This window comes from Flavobacterium sp. YO12, assembly GCF_004119495.1.
GTDB lineage: Bacteria > Bacteroidota > Bacteroidia > Flavobacteriales > Flavobacteriaceae > Flavobacterium.
Window position 1 is genome coordinate 37088 of record NZ_NRQU01000028.1, and the last position, 22678, is coordinate 59765.

At 33.1% G+C, this 22678-nt stretch carries 15 protein-coding genes; all 15 read right to left on the reverse strand.

The window, feature by feature from the left end; genetic code table 11:
* Nucleotides 1-13: 13 nt before the first annotated feature.
* Nucleotides 14-370, reverse strand: coding sequence for a cytochrome C oxidase subunit IV family protein (locus tag BOW55_RS11140; RefSeq protein ID WP_129024174.1), 357 nt, complete (start codon nt 368-370; stop codon nt 14-16).
* A gap of 18 nt (nt 371-388) precedes the next feature.
* Entirely contained in the window at nt 389-1375 is a 987-nt protein-coding gene (locus tag BOW55_RS11145; RefSeq protein WP_089054439.1) for a cytochrome c oxidase subunit 3, read from the reverse strand.
* 42 nt (nt 1376-1417) lie between these two features.
* Entirely contained in the window at nt 1418-2005 is a 588-nt protein-coding gene (locus BOW55_RS11150) for a cytochrome c oxidase subunit 3 (RefSeq protein ID WP_089054438.1), read from the reverse strand.
* Nucleotides 2006-2011: 6 nt separating this feature from the next.
* The gene (gene cyoE / locus BOW55_RS11155) at nt 2012-2914 is read right to left on the reverse strand and encodes a heme o synthase (protein ID WP_089054437.1); all 903 of its coding nucleotides are present in this window, start codon (nt 2912-2914) and stop codon (nt 2012-2014) included.
* Between the two features lie 156 nt (nt 2915-3070).
* The gene (locus BOW55_RS11160) at nt 3071-5185 is read right to left on the reverse strand and encodes an energy transducer TonB (RefSeq protein WP_129024175.1); all 2115 of its coding nucleotides are present in this window, start codon (nt 5183-5185) and stop codon (nt 3071-3073) included.
* Nucleotides 5186-5203: 18 nt separating this feature from the next.
* Nucleotides 5204-5947 (reverse strand): deoxyribose-phosphate aldolase, encoded by a 744-nt coding sequence (gene deoC / locus BOW55_RS11165; RefSeq protein ID WP_129024176.1) that lies wholly within the window; start codon nt 5945-5947, stop codon nt 5204-5206.
* Nucleotides 5948-6062: 115 nt separating this feature from the next.
* A complete protein-coding gene (locus BOW55_RS11170; RefSeq protein ID WP_129024177.1) occupies nt 6063-6446 on the reverse strand; it encodes a VanZ family protein in 384 nt (127 codons plus the stop codon).
* Complete coding sequence (gene gcvH, locus BOW55_RS11175; protein WP_089054433.1) at nt 6439-6819, reverse strand: glycine cleavage system protein GcvH; 381 nt, start codon at nt 6817-6819, stop codon at nt 6439-6441. Before gcvH ends, BOW55_RS11170 begins: the two co-directional genes overlap by 8 nt.
* Nucleotides 6820-6904: 85 nt before the next feature.
* Nucleotides 6905-14107 (reverse strand): cell surface protein SprA, encoded by a 7203-nt coding sequence (gene sprA / locus BOW55_RS11180; RefSeq protein ID WP_129024178.1) that lies wholly within the window; start codon nt 14105-14107, stop codon nt 6905-6907.
* Nucleotides 14108-14131: 24 nt separating this feature from the next.
* Nucleotides 14132-14713, reverse strand: a complete 582-nt coding sequence (gene ruvA / locus BOW55_RS11185; protein ID WP_089054431.1) for a Holliday junction branch migration protein RuvA — start codon at nt 14711-14713, stop codon at nt 14132-14134.
* 78 nt (nt 14714-14791) lie between these two features.
* Nucleotides 14792-17083, reverse strand: a complete 2292-nt coding sequence (locus BOW55_RS11190; protein WP_129024179.1) for an NADP-dependent malic enzyme — start codon at nt 17081-17083, stop codon at nt 14792-14794.
* Between the two features lie 157 nt (nt 17084-17240).
* Complete coding sequence (locus BOW55_RS11195; RefSeq protein WP_089054429.1) at nt 17241-17666, reverse strand: CBS domain-containing protein; 426 nt, start codon at nt 17664-17666, stop codon at nt 17241-17243.
* 261 nt (nt 17667-17927) lie between these two features.
* Nucleotides 17928-20015 (reverse strand): OmpA family protein, encoded by a 2088-nt coding sequence (locus tag BOW55_RS11200; protein WP_129024180.1) that lies wholly within the window; start codon nt 20013-20015, stop codon nt 17928-17930.
* Between the two features lie 11 nt (nt 20016-20026).
* Nucleotides 20027-20932, reverse strand: a complete 906-nt coding sequence (locus BOW55_RS11205) for a type IX secretion system membrane protein PorP/SprF (protein ID WP_129024181.1) — start codon at nt 20930-20932, stop codon at nt 20027-20029.
* A 52-nt stretch (nt 20933-20984) separates the two neighbouring features.
* A partial coding sequence (locus BOW55_RS11210) for a gliding motility-associated C-terminal domain-containing protein (RefSeq protein ID WP_129024182.1) occupies nt 20985-22678 on the reverse strand: 1694 nt, incomplete at its 5' end.

The following is a 22678-nucleotide window of genomic DNA, read 5'->3' on the forward strand; positions in this document are numbered from 1 at the left end:
TTTCGAATTAATATCATGTTAAAAAATTCCATTTAATAGTAGAATCTTTAAAAACCCCATAAATATAATGTCCTTCTGTCAATAGAATAAACAATAAATATAAAACTAGGAATATAACAGGCGATACAACAGACCATCTAAGGTTGCTTTTTTCACCTTCCATGTGCATAAATGCCCATACTATATAATATGCTTTGAAAATAGTTAAGATATAAAATATCCAGTTTAATAAATTCAAACCAACAAAATGAGTAAGTTCTAATGATTCTGGTTTAAGAATACCTAAAATAACTTCTACTGTAGTTACTACTGATAGTAAAGCGAAAACAAACCAGATTCTTTTTGTATTTGATACGTGCTCGTGTGACATAATAATTAAAATCTAAAATTAAACTAAGTAGAAAACTGTAAATACAAATACCCAAACTAAATCTACAAAGTGCCAGTATAAACCAACTTTCTCTACCATTTCGTAGCTTTTTCTTTTCTCGTAAGTTCCTAATAATACATTAAAGAAAATAATGATATTAATAATTACTCCAGAAAATACGTGGAATCCGTGGAAACCTGTAATAAAGAAGAAGAAATCAGCAAACAATTTGTTTCCGTACTCATTTCTAATCAAGTTTGCACCTTCTACTACATATTTTGCAGTTGCTAAATGAGCTTCAGATTCTGCTCTATCAAGAACAGTTTTCTTCTTTTTCTCAGTAAGCTTTTCTGTTCTGATCAATAATTCAGGATGTGCTTTAAATCCTGCTTGAACTTCGGCAACTGTGTAAGATGGCAATGCATGAGCATCTTCCATGAACCAAGTTGTTTTATTTCTTGTCAAAGCTTCTCTTTGTTCTGGTAATTTTACAGCAAAATCTGCAAGAGCAACTCTTTTACCGTCTTTGTCAACAAATTGTAACAAACTACCTCCTACTGTTTCAACTGCACCGTACTCACCTTTAATGAAGTTTTTCCATTCCCAAGCTTGTGAGCCCACGAAGATTAAACCTCCAATAATTGTTAAGAACATGTAAATTGCAACTTTTGTTTTCTTTAATTGATGCCCTGCATCAACAGCCAAAACCATTGTTACAGATGAAAAAATCAAAATAAAAGTCATTAAGGCTACATAATACATAGGAGCCGAAACACCATGCATAAAAGGAAAGTGTGTAAACACATCATCAGCCAATGGCCAAGTTTCAATAAATTTAAATCTAGAAAAACCATAGGCTCCTAAAAATCCAGAAAAAGTCAAGGCATCTGATACGATAAAAAACCACATCATCATTTTACCATAACTTGCTCCTAGTGGCTGAATCTCATGACCGCCTCCCCAAGTTTTTTCGTCGTTGTTTGCAGTAGTAACTGTCGCTCCCATAAAAGATATTCGTTAAAAAGTTCCCAAATTTACGTTTTTTTCTTATTTAAAGAAATATAAAAATAAAAATAAATATAACCATAATAAATCCAAAAAGTGCCAATACATCGCACCTAGTTCTATTCCAAGAGTTTGAGTCGAATTGTATTTTTGTTTAAAATGATTATAAATTATAATTAAAAGTGAAATTAACCCTCCAGCCAAGTGCAATAAGTGCGTAACGGTTACTACATACAAGAAAGTTGTAGTAATTGAGCTACCTTCTCCAGTAAAATAATACCCGCTTTGAACGATTTGTCCAAAACCAGCAAACTGCAGCACAACAAACAAGATTCCTAAAGCTAATGTTCCTAATAAAAAAGCAGTTGTAGCGCTTCTATTTCCTTTTTGAATGGCTTTTTTAGCCAAATAAAAAGTAACACTGCACCCAATAATAACTGCTGTACTATAATAAAACGCTGTTGGCAATTCAAAATTCTTCAACCAGTCAGCTCTTGACTTACTCACCACAAATGCACTTGTAAGTCCAGCAAACATCATGGTCATACTAACCATCGCGAACAACAAAATCAACTTAGCTGATTTTGATTTTCTTACTTGCTCTTCACTTTTTGTCATTGTCATTTCCATAAATAACTATCTTAAAAATTTATCTACTATATATACTATCTGCAACAGCGAAATATAAGACACACTAACTAACATTAATGTTCTTGCTGCTTTTGCAGTTCGAAGCTGATACAAACGAACAGCAAAAAATAACATCCATAAACCTAATAAAAACACTAGAACTGCAGCTATTGGCGAAATAAACAATTGCCCTGTATACCCTAAAACCGGCAGTAATGAAGCAATAATAAGCCAAACTGTATATAAAATAACCTGCAGAGCTGTCCCTTTATCTTTTTTTCCGGTTGGAAGCATAAAGATTCCTGCTTTTTCGTAATCTTCATATAAAAACCAGCCAATTGCCCAAAAATGAGGAAACTGCCAGAAAAATTGAATTAAAAATAATGTACCTGCTTCTATGCCAAATTCTCCTGTCGCAGCAACCCAGCCTAACATAAAAGGAATTGCTCCAGGAAATGCACCTACAAATACAGACAATGAAGTTACTGTTTTTAATGGTGTATAAATACTTGTGTATAGAAATATTGAAATTGCAGCAAACATTGCTGATTTCGCATTTATTGTATAAAGCAATGAAATACCAATAATAGTAAGTAAACTAGCAACAATTAGCGCTGTTGTTGGTGACATACGTCCTGAAGAAACTGGACGGTTTTTTGTGCGATCCATTAAAGAATCGATATCTTTTTCTATTACTTGGTTAAAAGCATTTGATGCTCCAACCATACAATAACCTCCAACTGCTAAAACCGCCAAAACACTCCATTTAAAAGGATGCTCATCATTTACACCTAATAAATATCCAGCAATTGAAGAAAACAAAACACTAATAGCTAAACCTGCTTTAGTAATCTCTTTGAAATCCTGAAATATTGCTTTTATTGAAAATGTTTTTTTTGAAGCGTTCAATACCGTAGTGTTTGTATTTTTTTTGAGTGGTGCAAATGTACAAATTTGATTGTAGAATTTAGAACTATAAATTTAGATTTTTTTCAATAAAACTGTCCCAAATCGAGAAGTTTCAATTCTTTAACACAATTACTTCGAAAAATCTTATTAAAAATTTCAATAATCGAAGTACCAATTAAAAATATCAGAGCGCAATCCTACCGTAAACCAAGTGGTATTTTGTTTAAAAGTTAACGTAGTTTCTTTTGTTGGATCAAAATTTCTATAAATAAAATTTCCAAAAAGCTTTAAATTAGTAATTGGGTTTATTAAATAACCGCCTTGAATATCGCTAATAAAAATACTTGTTTTATTTCCCTGCCCTACTTTTACGCCAGTATTATAAGGTCTTTTTTCATCATAACCTTTATAAATATTTCCACCATAATTGTAATTGTCTTCTGCAGTGTCAAAATCTAATCCTCTTGTACCGGTTGTAATTTTGGCATCTGCAAAAATACGCCCTTTATGATAACGTGCAATTGCCGCTAGTTCTTCAAAATTACCTCCCCATTGATGCCCAATACTTTGATTATTGTGTCCGTAGTTTGTAATTACAGCACTGTGCGAGTACACATAAGGTCGAACGTGATTGTATTCTAACTGCAAAAACAGATTTTTTACTTGAAATGCATTATAATATTTGGCTCCAATTTGACTTCCAAATTTATTCTTCCAACTTTTATTTGCTGCTTTTACATCTGATACGGAAAATTCATCTATTAAAAACTGTCCGTATAAATTGATCTGATTATTCCATTTGAACTTTGACGTTATCCCTAAAAGTGCATTTCCGCTTTTTGAGGAAGATGTAAATTCAACTGTGCGATAAAAAATAATTGGGTTTACAAAATTAACATCAAATCCTCTATTATTAGAATCTGTCCAAACTACAGATTCAAAAAAGCCAAAATTTAATTTGTTTGAAACATTCCAGCTTAAGTAATGATTTGCCATAAACTTTGATGCATATGTTTTCTCGATTGTCACATCTGGGCGAACATCCTTAAGCCACATATAAGTATTGGTGTATTTTATCTTCCAAAAAGTGGTATTAATTTTAAAATAAGGATATGGACTGGCTCCATCACTTTCAAACAAAGAACGATACCCGTCTCCAATAAAATTTCTTCCATAACCCAACTGAAAATCGAAAACTTTACTTGGTGTGAAAGTTATATCAGCTTCTGCTAAAGGAAAATCATAAGCATCAGTTTTAAATCGCTTGGCAATTCCAACTCCCGGGATAATTGCAGGATTTCCCCCTGACGGTTTTATCGATTCGGCATAATCATTAAAATAACCAGCAAAACGACCTTGACTTTCAAAAACTGTTGTAGTGAAATTAATTTGCTTTCCTAATCCTCCTCTAAAATTCAACGCGCGAGTATTGACATAAGTATATGAAGCATCAATATCTGAGGCCTTTCCCATTTGCAAATCGACAATTGGATTTAATGCCAGCCAATAATCCTCTCCTTGAATCTGAACCATATTTTCATTCCAAAATTTTCTTCCCAACCAAGTCGAACCTTTTTTTTGAAGTGATTGATTTACCGCTTTCAGATTATAATATTTAGACACTTCTGTATAAGTATAGGGTTTTGAAGCTGTATGGTTATTAATTCCTACTTGATTGAGAGCTCCATCAAACTGTGCATAATAACTGTGTGAAAAAGGTACATTTAAATGACTTTCAAATTCAGGCATTTTGTACTTTTTATAGACTATACTATCTAATTCTGTTGTAGGTTTTTCGACTGGTCTTAAAATTTCGGCGGCAGCCAAAGCTTCTTGGGCTATTTGATCTGCATTTTTTAAAGGTATGTCAACGGAAATGGTATATTGGGAGTAAGTTGGTTTTCCACTGTAAGTTGAAGGTTTTACTTTAGGAAAATTACTAAAAACGCGTTTGACTTCATCAGACAATAACTCATTTGCCGCATTGACATAAATTACTTTAAAACTGCCATTGGCATCAACTTCAAAAAGCACTTTAACTTCTCCTTTATAATTGTTGTGCCGAAGATTTTCGGGAACTTTAAAATTATTAAATACAAAATCCTGAACTTCTTTATAAAAGCAGTTTTCAAGATTTTTAGATTGAAGATTTTCACAATTTGAAAAAACTGGAAATTGCTCTGTGGAAAAACCGAGCTTTATTTTTGTTTCTTGTGAAAAGAGAAAATAAGGATATAAAAGAGCTACAACAAGTAAAAAAATCTTGTTCACGTAAATTTAGACTTATAATTAATACCGATTTGTAGTATTGCCACCGTCTGAAATTACTTTTGCTGCTGAAGTTCCAATACGTTTAACTCCTAAACGAATCATTTCTACTGCATCTTCATAAGAGCGAACGCCGCCTGCAGCTTTTACAGACAAAGGAGATGCATTTTCTAACATTATAATTACAGCAGGAATTGTTGCACCGTTTGGCAGATCATTTTCGGTTTTATAAAATCCTGTTGAAGATTTCACAAAAACTGATGCGTAATCTTCTTCATTAAAATTGGATACAACTACATTTTTTATAAGTGAAGAAAGCTGAATAATTTCTTTCTCGTTTAAAGCTGCTACTTCTATAATCCATTTTACGGTTTTATTATTTGCCAGCCCAATCTGAGTTCCTATTAGAACTTCTTGTTTCACTAATTCCGTATTACCATTTTTGAACGCTTCATAATTACAAACAAAATCCAAATCATCGGCTCCATTTTCAATTGCTTCATTGGCTTCTTTTATCTTAATTTCTAAACTTGATTTTCCTTCTGGAAAATCTATTACGGTACCAACAAGTAAAGCTGAGTTTGCTTTTACAATCATTTCTTTAGCCATAGTCACGAAATTTGGCCTAATCATAATTAATTTAAACTTCTCCTGAATCGCTTCTTCAATTGCTTTTTTTACGACAATAGTATTCTCTTCTTCTGTAAGTCCGGCTTGAGAAGCTGTTTTTAAATATGTTGAATCTAAATATTGGTTAACATTCATAATTTTGAAATTAGATCGAATTCTACAAAAATACATTAAAATTCTGACAAAATAAGTTTTTACAAACCTTTATTTTAAATCATAAAAAAACCCACCGAAGTGGGTTATTATATTCTTATATTTTGCTAATCTGTTTTTTAAAAGCTATCGCAGAAAAAACTGCTACGACTGCACCTAATGCATTTGCTAAAATATCTGTTACATCTGAAGCTCTGGTAACTGTTAGAATACTTTGCAAAATTTCGATTGTAATTCCGAAAAAAACGGAAAATATAAACGAAATCAAATAGGCTTTATAATCATCTGCTTCTTTGCCTTTAAGTTCCTTTTTGAAAAACAAGATCCATGAAATTGTAAATCCAAAATGAAAACAAAAGTGCACGATTTTATCTATACTCGGAAAATTAACTGCTGGTATTTTGCTTGAATCTATCAAACAAAAGTATGCAATGATTCCCGAGCAAATAATCGCCCAGATTAAAAGGATTTGTTTAGGCACCTATTAATTGTTTGTATGCTTCATCAGACAATAATGATTCTATTTCTGAAGCATCTGCAATTTTTATCTTAATCATCCATCCTGCTCCGTAAGGATCAGAGTTTACTGTTTCTGGAGCGCTTTCTAAACTATCATTAAAAGCAATAATTTCTCCTGTTAAAGGCAAAAACAAATCTGAAACTGTTTTTACAGCTTCAACTGTTCCAAAAACCTCGTCTTTATCAAGTGTTTGATCTAAAGTTTCTACTTCAACATACACAATATCTCCTAACTCTTTCTGTGCGAAATGAGTAATTCCTACTGTTGCAACATCTCCTTCGATGCTAACCCATTCGTGATCTTTTGTGTACTTTAAATTTGCTGGTATGCTCATAATTGTGTGTTTGAAAATTGATAATTTAATAATTCTGCAACAAATGTAATAATCTTCTAAGAAATTCCTGTTTAGAAACCCAAATTTAATTTCCGAAATTATATCGAAGCGTGAACCCGGATCTAATATTCGTTAAAGGAAATGATGTTGAAATAACAGCCTTTGAAAATGAATGATCGTAATAAAATATTGCTGTCAAGTTTTTACTAAAAGAATAATCAGCTGTTAATTTTAACGACCAGATATTTTGTCCTGCCGCAAGTTGATTATTATCGTAATCTAAATATCGTACTAATGTTTCATTATTTCTAAATGAGAAATCGGCCTTAATATTTATATCACTCTTAATAATTCCTGTTGGAGAATCTGCTAATCTTGACGAGAAAATAACATCTTTAAAACGATATCCTAATCCAACTATATATTCGACTCCTCTAACTTCTGTCAATAAGTTATTATCAAAACTCATTGATAATGCTCTATCTTTTTTAATCTCAGAGAGCACTCGTAAAGAACTCTTCAATTCAAAATCCATTCGAATTAATGGACTAAACTGCTCAACTAAGTTAACGTTAGACATAATAATTTGATTATAGAAATTAGTATTAACGTCTTGCGTTTTAGCAGGATCATTAAAATCAAAGTTAGATCTAAACTGATTCACAGTATAAGATGCTCTATAATTATGCTGTAATGAGAAACGCTTAAACTTATCTTTAAAATACTTATAGCGCATTAATCCATTATATTTAATACTCCAGTTTGGAATTGGAAAGCTTCTAAAAATATCTGTAGATGAACCAGAAGCATCAGCGCCTGTATATGCCGCCAAAAATGATGGTAACAAAACAGCTTGATTACTTTTTGTATATCCAATAGGATACCCTTGATTGGAAACATATATTTTATAATTAGGATCTGTTTCTGCTGGAATTGGATTATTTGCATCTCCATATCTAGGAATTTCTACTCCTGCGCCATAATGTTCTTCTGCCAAACGGTTTGCAATTATTAAACGATTGTTTCTAAAATCATCAAATGCTGCAGACTGTGTTTCATTACTAGTTGAAAAAGCTGTTTTAATCAAAACTGTCGAAATAGAAAACATTCCATAAGTATAAGGCGACAACGGCAAATATTCTCTCGTTGCTGGATCAACACTAAACTGTTCTGATGAGTTTTCAGAATAGGCGCGATCCATTGCCAAATCAATTTTTAAGTCGGGAAGCAAATCAATGTTTGCTGTAACTTTTAAAAGCTTATTTGAAACTTGTGTAAAACTTTGATTGAAATCTTGGTAAGTTGTCAGCCATCCATTTTTTGCAGCTTCGTAACGAACGTCATCTTGGCTTCCAAATACAAATCCTAAACTTGGTTTTGATGTTCCTAAGAAACCAATACTTGGCGTATATCCAGGTAAAACGGTACCGCTGTTTTTGGTGTAATTAATTTGAACATTTTTCACACTGGTCAACACTCCAATTAAACCATCATAAAAAGGACTGCTGCTTACAACTGGTTTTGCTGTATTAACAATTTTCTCACCTGGTTTTGGCGGTGCTGCTGTTTTAGGTTTTGCGGGAGATTTTGCACCCGGCGTTAATCCTAAATACTTATACAACATATTCATGTTTAAGGTTGTAGTAAGTGTATTAGAATTTGCGTTTTGAATTGTATTTCCTAAATCATATATATTACCATTGGTATCTTCGTATTGTGTAAATGCAGTTGAAGCACGATTCCAACTGTAGTCTGCTGTATAAGAATAACTCGCTTTTACAAAACTAAAGATTGGAATTTTATTGATTGGAATATCATAGTTCAATATTAACTGTTGAACGTGCTGATTTGGCGTACCAATGTCCCAATAATCATCCCAAATATTAAAATCTTCTTTTGGAGAGTTATCATCGTTTAAGAAATTTCGAACTATATTATTTGATGCCGCTGAGTAATTTAGTTTTAATGATTTAGTTAAGTTGAAACCAAAACCATATTGATAATTAAAGGCAAAATTTCTTCTGTATAAAGGATCAAGTCCAATACCTTCAACTTCAACTAGTCTATACTGCTGACGGTTGCTTTGTCTTAAAATATTAGTATTAAAAGATATGTTTGACGGCAGATAATTAAAATTGATGTCGCTTAACATTTTCCAATAATCGCTTTTCTTCATAAACTTTGTAGTCTTGAACGGAACTACTTCTTTGGGCTGAAATGTATAGGCATAATTTACTGCTGTACTAGACTGCTCGTCTTCATAACTTTCAACTTCATAATCGTGTCTTTCGACCTGATTGTATGATTGTGAAAATGTAAAATTCTCTACATCATAAACATGAGGTTTCTGCTCTGGAGCTCTATCTTTTCTAACACCTATAAAGTTGATGCTTTTACGTTTCGTATAGTCTACAGCACGAGTTCTAATATTGTCTTTTTCAGCCTCGTTTGTCGTTTCTCTTATTAACTGATCTAACTTAATATCCTGATTAAAAGGGTCATATTCTGGCGTAATTACTTCTTCACCGATTGCATAATTAAACGGCAGGTTGATTCCCCATTTTGGAGGCAATAATTTTCCTAAATTCAAATTCGTTACAATGTTGTATTGCTGTACATCTTCACGACTGCGTTCGTTTGCTCCTTGCTCTAAAGATCCAAAACCTATTGTACTTTTTCTACCAGTTGCAGAAACAGTTGCAAAATCGGCCATATTAGTATCAACATTTAATATTGCTGCCATTCCGCCTTTATTCTCTAAATCTGCTAATCGAAGTTCATTAAACCACACTTCTCCTTTTATATCTTTATGATCGGCCCTGCTTTTTACTCCAACCATTAAGTTTCGCACTAAACCAAAATTAGGATTTCCTTTTATACCTAATTTTAATCTTCCATCACCATCTCCTCCACTTGATAAATCATCATCTGGATAATAAATTCCGTTAATATCACGCTTATCAGAATTGATATCAATAGACATGGCTTTAATTTTCATACTGGTCAATAAATCAAGAGCTAAGTCTATGTTATTCTCTTCCATCCAAACCAAATCTGGACTTATAGTACACGAACCTCCTGTTCTGGTAACTTTTAATGGAATTTCTACTTGATAGAAGTTTTGTGTAAAGTCATTTCCAAAACGAATGAAACCAACCATTTCATCATCTTCAAGTGTATTTTCATTTGGCAGAGATTCAGCATGTAAAAACATTTTAAGTTTTTTGTATTGACGCATATCAACACTTACGTTTTTAAAAACTGCTCTTGAATCTTGATACTGTAAACCTACACCGCCAATTCGCACTGCCAAAGATTGCTCGTTTTGATTGATAACAGTATTGTTATTATACAGTTGCTCTCTTCGAACTCCGGGTGGAATTACATAATTTACTGGACACTTGGTTCCGTTTTCTTGAATATTTACTGCTGCTACATCAAACTCTACTCCATCATCGTCTGGATTTGGGTCATTTGCATCAAGGGTTCCTGTATATCTTCTCCATTCTCCTCTCACTAAATCTAAGGCTCCAAAACGCACGGTAGTCTGATTATTAAATCCAGTCATGAACATACGCATGAAACGAATAGATCTAAAATCTGTAATATTACCAATCGTGTTTTGTGGCTGAGAAACTGGAATTTTAAACTGAATCCATCTTGCTGTTGTTGTTCCTCCGTTTGGCAGTTCTACATTACTTACTTCTCTAATATCTGTAACATAATTTTGCCCTACCTGCATTCCCGGCTTTACATCAATACTATATTCATAATAAGCATTTATGGTACTCATTGTATTATCGCGATTAATATCTTCAACATCTGGAAGAGTCGTTGAACCACGATTTGGATCATTAATACTTACTGCTGAGTTGCCTTCAACTCCATTATAGTTTTTATAACGTTCAAGAACCCCGCCATCAGTATTTAAATAATAGGTATAATCGTCTGCTGCAGGGTCAGCTTCTCCTGCATAATTTGTATAAATTGCTCCTTCTTTTGAACTTGGCAGACCGTCTAAACCAACATCTTGATTTCTTCGGTTATCTGGATTGGTGTCAAAAGCATAGATTAAAGATTGTGATGCAGGGACATCTCCCCAAAGCGGCTGCGGATTAACCATAATTTGATCTGGCCCCAATCCGTTTTCATATTGTTTTCTTCCGTCTTTTAAAACGTCTTCGGAAATTTCTCCTAAGTTGAAATATATTTTACCTGTATTAGTTCCCGGTGTTTCTCCATTTCCAACATAAGGATCCAGCACCCAAAACTGAATATACTCTACATTTCCTTGTTCAAAATTTGTTGAGTTTAAAGCTCGCATGATTCCACCAAAATTTGACGATGGATTGCTTGAACTAAAATTTGGGTTATTATTATAAGGTCCTCTATCTGATGGATAGTATGTTAAATCAAGTGTATTAACTACCTGAATCTGTCCTTGAGCAATATCGGTATTTGGATATAATTCTCGGCTGTAAATTCTTCTTGTTGTATTTAAAGACAAATCATCATTTGAAATTCCAGATGGTTTTGAGGAATAAAAAATTGGATCAATGGTATACCAAGATAGTTTTGCTCTTTTATAACCGTATTCTAAAGTGTTTGAATTGGCATTAAATGTATTATCATTTATAGAATTTACAAATGGTGTTGATGCTAAACTCCAAGCATAAGCAGATCGCATATCGATTGTAGTCTGTGAACCTTCAAAATCATCAACATAAATGGTTGCCTCTCCTTCAAAATCACTTGCTTTTGGAGCATCTGGTCTTAAAAATGCAACTTCACCTCGTATAGATAAATTCGATGGCACATCTGTATCAATATTAGGCAATTTGTTTGCTAATCTTGTCAAAAACGGAACTTCTGTTGAGTAATTTCCATTAAAACCAAAAATGGTATTATTTACTGACTCTTGACCATAACTTGATTTTTGAGTAAATGGTCTTTCGGTCATTTTTAAGTAAGTTCCTCCAACAACAAATTTATCTGAAATTTTATGCTCGACATTGAACCCCATAAATCTTCTAGTCTGCTGCCCGAAGATTGAATTATTTTCTAACGAAACTTCGATTGGCGTATTTGATGCCTGAAGTGAAGGATCTAAAATTTGTACTCTTCCTAGTTGGTAATCGACACTATAATCGATCCCTTCAACTAGTCTTCGTCCGGCTGCAGTAACAACGACAGATCCTTGAGGTACATTAAATGCTCCAATAGGTATTCCGTTGCTTCCTGACGATTTATATTTTCCTCTTAATAAGAATTTATTTTTATCACTGTCTTGCAATGCTCCTGCCTGAGTGTTTTTATACATATTTCTAAAAACATACTTTTGCTGATTGGCATTGTAAGTTGTTGGATCGTTATATGTTTCTCCTGCGCTGTTTTGTAATTTTTTAAAGATAAGCTCTCCAAAAGGTTCTTTTGTTGTAAAAATTACACGCCCGTTCTGAACATCGACTGTTATTCCAGGAATGTAATCAAAAAATCCATCTCCACCTGTTTGCGGATCATTATTGTAGTTTAAGCGATCTAAGTTGAAAACGTTTAATAATGGCGTTTGTTCCACTTTACTATCTGGCGCTGGATTTGGAGGAAAAGTAGTTCCTTGAACTGGTGTAATGTAGTTTATAGGCGATGGATCTGTGTAAAGGATATTTAACCTAAAATCATCTTGTTTAATTTGATAGGCTTGTGGAATCTGATAAACGTTTTTCATCATCAAATTCCAAACTGGATTCTTAACGTTTGTCAAATTACTTTTCAGCATTTTCAAAACTAAGCTCTGTGTTATAATTGCCTGATTGCCATTATTGTTTCCAGTAACGACTGTTCCGTCAATACCATCACTTCCAAATTCTCCTACTTGGTACACTTTCCCGCCAACTGTATATTCAAAAGCTACTGCTAGAATTTCATCGTTTGCCAAACGCTGCTGTAACGATAAATATCCTAATTGAGGATTAAATGTATATTCTGCCGCTGTTAATTTTCGAGCATTTTCTAATACTGAATAATCAGTGGCTTCGCTTACATTGGTGTTGTTGAATCCTGATTTTGCAGTTACTATCTCTCTAATATTAGAATTTAAATATGCTCCTGCTTGACCAATGGTCGCTGGATCATATTTATTATTGGTATTATTTGTTGGTGTATCTACAGGATTATTAAAAAATCCAGTGCTAGAACTTATTACAACAACTTCGTTATCTGGAATACCACTAATCTGGCCTTCACCTAAATCCTGAAGCGCTATAATGTTTCTTAAGTTATTATTGTTTGTGCTTATACGATTTTGTTTGTTGGTTACCCAAACTTCTAATCTTGTTATCTGTACACGACTATCAATAATTGGATAATTCCTTAGAGATGCGTCATACTTATTTCTAAAATATTGAGATAAGAAAAAGTGTCGATCGTTATCATAATCTAAAGCATACAAATCAAAGTTTTGAACTGTTCCTCCGTTTTCGGCAACGACGCTTTTTGTTTGTGATTTTTGTTCTGAAAAAACGCCTGTAATGGTTGTTTTTCCAAATTGCAACTGTGTTTTAACTCCAAACAAACTCTGAGCTCCACGAATTAAGGTACTATTAAGCGGCATGCTGACATTACCTACTTCTACTTTTTGGATGATATCATCTTCTGACGGGGTGTATGCCAGTTTAAACAAGTTTTGAAATGCAAATGTTGATTGTGTATCGTAGTTTGCATTTACCTCTAATCTAGTTCCTACTTTACCCATTAAACTCATACTGATTCGCTGATCGAAATCAAATGTAAGACTTGATCTATTGCGAGGTGAGAACGAAGGGTTGTCTTGTTTTGTATAACGCATACCTAAATCCATCTCAACAGATCCGGTAGGTTTTACGTCGATAGTATTACTTCCAAATACGCTTTCAAAAAGGCTTGAATTAATATAGTAACGTGGCAGTAAATCTTTTTTGGCAGCTTCGCTGTTTGCTTTCTTGCCATCGATTGCATCGGATTTCTTTCTAAAATAATCTCTTCTGGATTCTTTTAAAACTAAATCTTCGTATTCTTTGGGTGTTAAAATAAGGGGATAATCAATGGAAAAACCATCGACTGATTTTGTATAAATGTAACGATCTGTAATTGGATCATATCGATAAGCTGAGAGTATACTAGGCGGATTTTCTAACTCTAATTTTCCAACAGAAAACTGAGTTTTGGTTGTATCTTGAGCCGCCGGATTTACTTGTGATCGCAAAACGTTACCACATAATAAAACCAGCAAAAAAATACAAATTTTACGCATACAATTCGTTTATCAAGATTGGGTTTACAAGCTTTTTAATGCTTTTTTAATAATCGTTTCTACGGTAGCTTCCGGATCTTCTTTTACAATCTTCTCGACTACTTTTTCTGAAGTTTTTCTAACAAATCCTAAAACTTCCAAAGCAGATAACGCTTCATCTCTATTTGTATTGTTTTGAACTACGGAAACTTCATCTAAATCGTACAACTTTAACACTTTTTCTTTTAAATCAAGTATTACTCGCTGTGCAGTTTTGTTTCCTATTCCTTTTATAGACTGGATAACACCAACGTCACCCGATGCTATGGCATTAATAATTTGTCTTGGTTCAATAGAAGACAACATTGTTCTTGCAATATTGGCTCCAATTCCTGAAACAGACAAAAGCATTCTAAATATTTCTCGCTCTGATTTTTCGACAAAACCAAATAAAGTATGCGCATCTTCTTTGATTTGAAGATGCGTATACAATTTTATAAAATCAGCATTAGGAATTAATGAAAAGGTATGCAACGATATGTTTACATGGTATCCCACTCCACCACAATCAATTACAACTTCTGTGGGATTTTTTTCAACTAATTTCCCTTGCAAATGTGCTATCATAGTATTATTTATAAGTATCAAATATAACAAAAATGCAATAAAATTAAGACAATATTATTTGACCCTTACTTTATTGTACTACTCTGCTAATTTGTTTTTTTTACTTTCTTTTTGCTGCGCGTCAATTACCGCAATTGCTGCCATGTTGACCATTTCTTCAACACTTGCTCCTAATTGAAAAATGTGAACTGGTTTACCCATTCCCATCATAATTGGCCCAATAGAGTTAACTTTATATAACTCTTTCAACAATTTGTATGTAATATTTGCTGACTCTAAGTTAGGAAAGATTAATGTATTAACTTTTTTACCTGCTAATTTAGAGAAAGGAAATTTTTCTTTAAGCATATCTGGATTTAAAGCAAAATCTGCTTGAATTTCACCATCAACAATCATGTCTGGATGATTTTTATGCAAGTAAGCAACTGCTTCTCTTACTTTTGAAGCACTTTGACTTGTTGATGATCCAAAATTCGAATAAGAAACCATTGCAATAACAGGCTCAACACCAAACATTTTTGCTGTTTTTGCTGTCATAATAGCGATGTTTACTAAATCTTCTGAACTTGGGTTGATATTTATTGCTGTATCTGACAAGAACATTGGCCCACGAGATGTAAGCATCATGTTTGCAGTTGCAACAAGTGATGCACCTGGTGCTTTTTCAATTAACTGAAGCATTGGTTTTACAACACTTGGATAACTTCTTGAGTAACCTGTAACTACAGCATCAGCCTCTCCTTCATTAACCATCATTGCTGCAAAATAATTTCTTTCGCGCATAAACTTCTGAGCATCAAGCAATGAAACTCCTCTTCGTTCTCTTGTTTCCCAATAAGAATTTGCAAATCGATTTCGTCTTGCTTCTTCTTCATTCGTTTTAGGATCAATAATTTCAAGATCAGCATCAAAACCTAATTCAGCTTTTAATTCTAAAATTAATTCTCTATTTCCTAATAATACTGGCGAACCAATACCGTCTTCATAAACAATTTGAGCTGCTTTTAAAACATTTAAATGATCTGCTTCTGCAAAAACAACTCGTTTAGGATTTAATTTAGCACGATTGGTAATTAAACGCACCATTTTGTTATCGTTACCCATACGTTCACGAAGCACATCTTCATAAGCTGCCCAATCTGTAATAGGTTTTTTTGCTACGCCAGATTCCATTGCTGCCTTAGCAACTGCAGGCGCTACAATAGTAATTAATCGAGGATCAAAAGGCTTAGGAATGATATATTCTTGACCAAAACCAAGCTTTGTTGCACCATAAGCTACGTTAACTTGTTCTGGAACTGGTTCTTTTGCTAAAATAGCTAAAGCTTTTACAGCCGCCATTTTCATTTCTTCATTAATTTTAGTAGCACGTACATCTAACGCTCCTCTAAAAATATATGGAAAACCTAAAACATTATTTACTTGGTTAGGAAAGTCTGAACGTCCTGTAGCCATAATAACGTCTTTTCGCGTTTGAACAGCCAAATTATAATCGATTTCCGGATTTGGATTTGCCATTGCAAACACAATCGGATTTTCTTTCATTGTCAATAACATTTCTGGTGACAGAATATCTCCTGATGATAATCCGATGAAAACATCTGCTCCATTAACTGCATCTGCTAAATCAATTTTAGGACCGTTAACTGCGTACTTTAATTGTAATTCTGAAAGTGAAGGATTGTCTTTTGTTAAAAGTCCTTTACTATTATACATTAAAATATTTTCGACTTTTACTCCTAATAAAACATATAGATCAGTACAAGCAATTGCTGCCGATCCTGCTCCTGAAACAACCACTTTTACATCTTCGGCTTTTTTGCCTGCTAATTCAAGTGCATTGATTAAGGCTGCAGAAGAAATAATCGCAGTTCCGTGCTGATCATCATGCATTACTGGAATGTCTAATTCTTCTATTAATCTTCTTTCAATTTCGAAAGATTCTGGTGCTTTGATATCTTCAAGATTGATACCTCCAAAGGTTGGAGCAATATTTTTTACGGTTTGAATAAATTCTTCAACATTTTCTGTATCGATTTCTATATCAAAAACGTCTATATCTGAGAATATTTTAAACAATAGACCTTTCCCCTCCATTACTGGTTTTCCTGCCTCAGGACCTATATTTCCAAGACCTAAAACAGCTGTACCATTTGAAATTACAGCTACTAAATTTCCTTTTGCGGTGTATTTATAAACGTCTTCTTTGTTTGCTGCGATTTCTAAACATGGTTCAGCAACTCCCGGCGAATAAGCCAGTGATAAGTCTCTTTGGGTTGCATATTTTTTTGTTGGAACTACTTGAATTTTTCCTGGAGTTGGCTCTGCGTGGTACAGTAATGCCTCTCTTTTTTTACTCTCTTTGTTCATTATTTTTAGCTTTTATTCTAGCTTACAAAGATATAAGTCTTAGCTTAAAAAGGTATGTTTTTACTACTTTCTTTTGTTAAAATGTTAAATTAATAACGTCAAAAAAATAGCCCATGACATAATGGACTATTTAAAAAGTTATATTTCATAAAATTATTTACTGTGAGATATAGGAATTTAAGTGATTAATGGTGTCTTTTTGAATTTCGATAACAGCTTTTACCACATCGCTGATCGAAATTATTCCTACTACAATTTCGTTTTCTAAAACTGGGAGATGCCTGATTCTCTTTGAGCTCATCAACTCCATACAATCCTCGATATTATTAGATAATTTAACCGAAAAAACATTGCTTTCCATGATTTCATGCACAAGGGTTTCTTTGGAAGATTTATCTTTTAAAACTATTTTTCGAGCATAATCCCTTTCAGATAAAATTCCTTTTAAGTCATTTCCGTCAATAACTAGGATTGCTCCTATGTTTTTTTCGCCCATTACTTTCAAAGCTTCATAAACTGTTGTTGTTGAATGTACCGAATAAACATTTTTACCTTTTGCGTTTAGTATTTGATCTACAGTCATATCTGAAAAATTTTAGATTTATAAAGTTAAAAAAAAATCGCACACTATTTACTTCTAACACTATATTTTAAAAACACAACATACTCATTTTAAACATTATACATTGTTTTATAACTTTTTAAAACTATACACTAAAGAACAAAAACATTTACGGCTCTTTTTTGCCAAAAATCAGCTTTTTTAACTTTTAAAGTATTCTCAAGAAAAAAGCCCTTTTCTAGATTTAGAAAAGGGCTTATTATATTTTAAAGAAACTTATATTTACATAGCAACTACAATAAATTCGCTGCGTCGGTTTAATTGGTGTTGTTGTTCGGTACATTTTACGCCGTCTGCACATTTATTAACTAACTGTGTTTCACCATATCCTTTTGCTGTTAATCTACTGGCATCAACTCCTTTACTTATTAACCAGTCTCTTGTTGACTGGGCTCTTTTATCAGATAAAATTTGATTACTTTCAGATGAAGATCGGCTGTCTGTGTGCGATCGAATATCTAATTTTAAATTCGGATACTGATTTAAGGCTTGTACAACCTTAATTAGTGAAGCTTCGGATGATTTTTTAATTGTAGCTTTTCCTAAATCAAAAAAGTTCATCGGAATGTGAAGTAATTTTACCAAATCTGACCCGACGTTAATAGTTCCTATTTTCAAAGGTTTAATAGCCAATTTATTTACCGCTATTTTCTTAATTTCGGCTGGCTGCACATTTTTATGCAATCCAATTGGTAATTCAGTTTTACCATTTTCTTTCTTTAAAGCAATTGAAACATCTTTTCTGTTAAAACCGTCTTTGACAACTCTGATAGAATATTTCTTTCCGCATTTTACATTTTCAAAAGCATAATTCCCTTTTTCATCTGATTCAACATTTTGCAGCGTATTGAAATTTTCATCAAACAAAATAAGAGAAGCATTTGCTAAAATTTCATTTGATTCAGCATCTGTAATTATTCCTGACAGTCCTTGTTCGCATACCAATTTTTTTATTTCTGTAAATCGATAGATATTATCTGAATCATTCATATTTTCGCGATTTGACGAAAAGAATCCATTTCTCTTTTTACTGTCGATTACAAAAGCAAAATCATCTTGTTTACTGTTTACTGGCTGTCCAACATTTTGAACTTCGTCCAACGTTCCGTCTTCATTCATTTTTACAACATACACATCAAGACCTCCTAGTCCTGGACGTCCGTCTGAAGAAAAATACAATTCATTATCACCTGAGACAAATGGGAATGTTTCTCTTCCTTCTGTATTTATATGTGCTCCTAAATTTTCAGGTGCTCCAAAAGTTCCATCAGTATTTATGGTTACTTTGTACAAATCAGATTCTCCAAGAGTTCCAGGCATGTCTGAAGCAAAATACAACGTTTTCTCGTCTATGCTTAGAGCAGGATGTGCGGTGCTGTATTGATCACTTGTGAAAGGCAACTCCTTTACATTACCCCATTTATCACCAACCAATTCTGCTTTATAAAGTTTAAGAAGCGTTACATTCTTATTATTTTCTCCTCTTTTACCATCAATAAAATTATTTCGGGTAAAATACATTGTGCGTCCATCTTTTGTAAACACGGGAGAAGATTCATTAAAATTTCCATGGTCTTTTTTATAGAAAAGTTTCACTTTTCCAACACTTCCATCTGGTAATAAATCTGCTGTAAAAAAAGTAGAAAAGGATTTATTTGTCCATTTAAAGTTTTTTCTAGCTATTCCGCCAGTATCTCTTGCAGAAGTAAAAACAATCTTGTTATCATAAACTACTCCTCCGTAATCTGAAAATTCAGAATTAACTCCAGCATCGGCGATTACAAAACGTCCCGAATTGGATTTAATTTCGTCTAAATAATTTTTCTCATTTCTAACTAAAGCAGCTCTATTTTGTGACGCAGCTCTGGTGTTAAATATTTCTAAGATTTGATCTGCTCTTTGATAATGTCCTACTGATTTTAGGGATTGTGCATACTTGTATAAATATTCTGGTAACTGATTTTTATTGATTCTGTAAAGTTCTCCATACCATTTTTCTGCATTTCTTAAATCGGCTGTAAAATAATAAGAGTCTGCAAGTCTTTGAAGCAGTTTTTCGTCATAATCTCCTTTTGCCATTACGCTTTTGTAGGCCTTTATAGCGTCTACATATTCATAATTATCATATTTTTTATCTGCTTTACTTACTAGTTTTGCATATTCTTTTTTTGCTTTCTCCTCTTTTTTGGCAAGTTTAACTTCCTTGCTGCTTTTAGTTTTATTTTCTTTACTTATAAGTTTTGTCTGCGCATTTATTTGGAAAAAGAAGCATAGTAATAGAACTGAATAACCTATTTTTTTAATTTTCATTATGGCATATATTAGAAGAATCTTGGAGATATCATTTTATTATAATTATTAAAAAACTCAAAACGAAGGAATATTTCGTGAGAACCTGAATTATAGTTGTTTAACTTAGTAGTTTCGCGATCATAAGCGTAACCTATATACATTCCTTCTGAGACTTGAAAACCTGCCATTGCGCTTAATGAAGCACTCCATCTATAAGCCAATCCTACGACAAACTTTTCATTAAACATAAAATTTCCTGATAAATCAACTTGTAAAGGGGCTCCTTGCACCATTTTTGTTAGAACAGCTGGTTTAAATTTGACATAATAATTAAGATCAAATACATAACCTGCCATTAAGTAATAGTTGATTTTATCTTTAAAAATTGCGACATCATTGTCATCATATCTATTTGTTTCTATGAAGTTTGGAATAGAAAAACCAACATAAGCTTTGTCTGAGTGCCAATAAACTCCTGCTCCAATATTTGGTGAGAACTTATTATTTAAGTCTTGAAACTGTGGATCTCCCTGATCTTCGGGATTAAGTTTGTTTATGTCTAAATTGAATAAATTAGCTGTTGCTTTAATTCCAAACGAAAGTTTGAAGGTTTCAGATGTTGGTATTGAATACGATATATCTGTAGATAAGGTATTTTCATTTGTAGGTCCAATTTTGTCATTTACAAGCGAAACACCTATTCCGATATCGCTGTTATTTATTGGTGTGTTTAATGAAAAACTGCTGGTTTTTGGCGCACCGTCAAGCCCTATCCATTGGGTACGATATAATCCAAAAACACTCATTACTCCTCGTGAACCAGCATATGCGGGATTTACATTTATAGTATTGTACATGTATTGTGTATACTGAGCATCTTGCTGCGCAAAGCCTACAATGGAAAAGAATATAAAAATTAAGCTTAATTTTTTCATTTAAAAGAATTTAAAAAAACGGCTTAGCTCAATACTAAGCCGTTTGTAATTTTTATTTATTTAGATATAAATAACCTGAAAGTTCGTGAGGATTAGAATCGCTATCAGTATACTTAATAATATAAAAATAGGTTCCTACAGGTAATCCAGCAGTTTCACTAATGGTTGTACGTCCTTGTGAAAATCCTGTAAACACTCGATCTTCATTATTGTAACGGTCAATATCAAAAACTAATACTCCCCAACGATTGTAAATCTCTACTGTATTGTTTGGATAACATTCTAATCCTTGAATGTAGAATCTTGAATTTTTAGCATCTCCATTTGGAGAGAAAGCATTAAAGACTTTTATCACACATCCCTTTAGACCTAAAACAGTTGGTTTATCATCTGTAAGGCTTGCATCATCAGAAATATCTTCAACTACAACTCCTTTTGCACTGCTTCCTTTTACACTAGCTTGATTACTCACGCTTCCGAAATTAATATCACTTTGTGTGATTTTATATTCTGCAGTAAAATTGGTATCATTAGATTCGTTTACATCTAGATCAATTGCTTGACCAAAGACTTTAACTCCAACTAAAGGATCTGTAATCATAACTCCTTTTAATGGAACATTTCCTGTATTTGTTACTACAAATTTGTATGTAATTGTTTCTCCTGCATTTGCAACTCCATTACCATTTTCATCATTGAATACCGCTGTTTTTACAAGTGCAATTTCTGGAACTTCAACAAAAACATTTAACATTCCGGTACTACAATTAGATGAATCTGCTTTTTCGCAAACTTGATATGCAATTGCATAATTTCCTCCCGGCGTATTTGGTTTCACATTTACTGTTCCATCTGAATTAAATTCGAAATATGGACTTCTTGATATATTAGTAATTACAATATCTAGAGAACTAATTGGCTTGTCATTCAAGAAATCATTGTCTAAAACATTGATGAATTCAAGTGAACCATTTATTCCATCTGCAACACCTTGATCGTTTCCAAGAACAATTTTTGAAATTGGCGGTTCAGGATCAACGCTGTTTTCAACTGAAACTTTCACTTTTGCCTGACTGCAATTATCTGTATTTAAGACTTCACAAATTTGGTATGTCAATTCATAATCCCCAACTGGAGTTCCATCTTTTACTTCTATTGACCCATCCGCTTTTAAAATTAAATTAGGATTTGAAACTACTGTTGTTAAAATAACAGTTGAAGGATCTAATGGCAAACCATTATAAGTGTCATTTTTAAAGACATTTACGTTTGGTTTTTCTCCTTTATTAGTATCTATAATTCCTCCATTGTCATCATTTGCTTTTAATAACCCTGCACTAGGAGCTGAACCTGTAACAAGAACATAACTTTTGACAGTTGCACAATTTGTCGTTGGATTTAAAAATTCGCAAATTGTATATTCAACCTCATAAAGTCCTACTGGCGTTCCCGCATCTACTTTCACAGTTCCGTCCGCATTTAAAGTTAATCCTGCTGGTACACTTACACTTGTCAAGATTACTCCTCCATTACTATTTTTAATAACAACTGCAACTCCGTTTAAAAGATCATTTTTAACTAATGAATATGTCGTTCCACCAACTCTTCCATTGATTGCATCTGTAGTCTCAGTCAATGCAATGATAATTGATTTACCTACTACTATAGTTGAAGTTACTTCATCACAGTTACCTGGATTGGTTACTTCGCAGATTTTGTACGTTACATCATAGTTTCCTGCTGCTA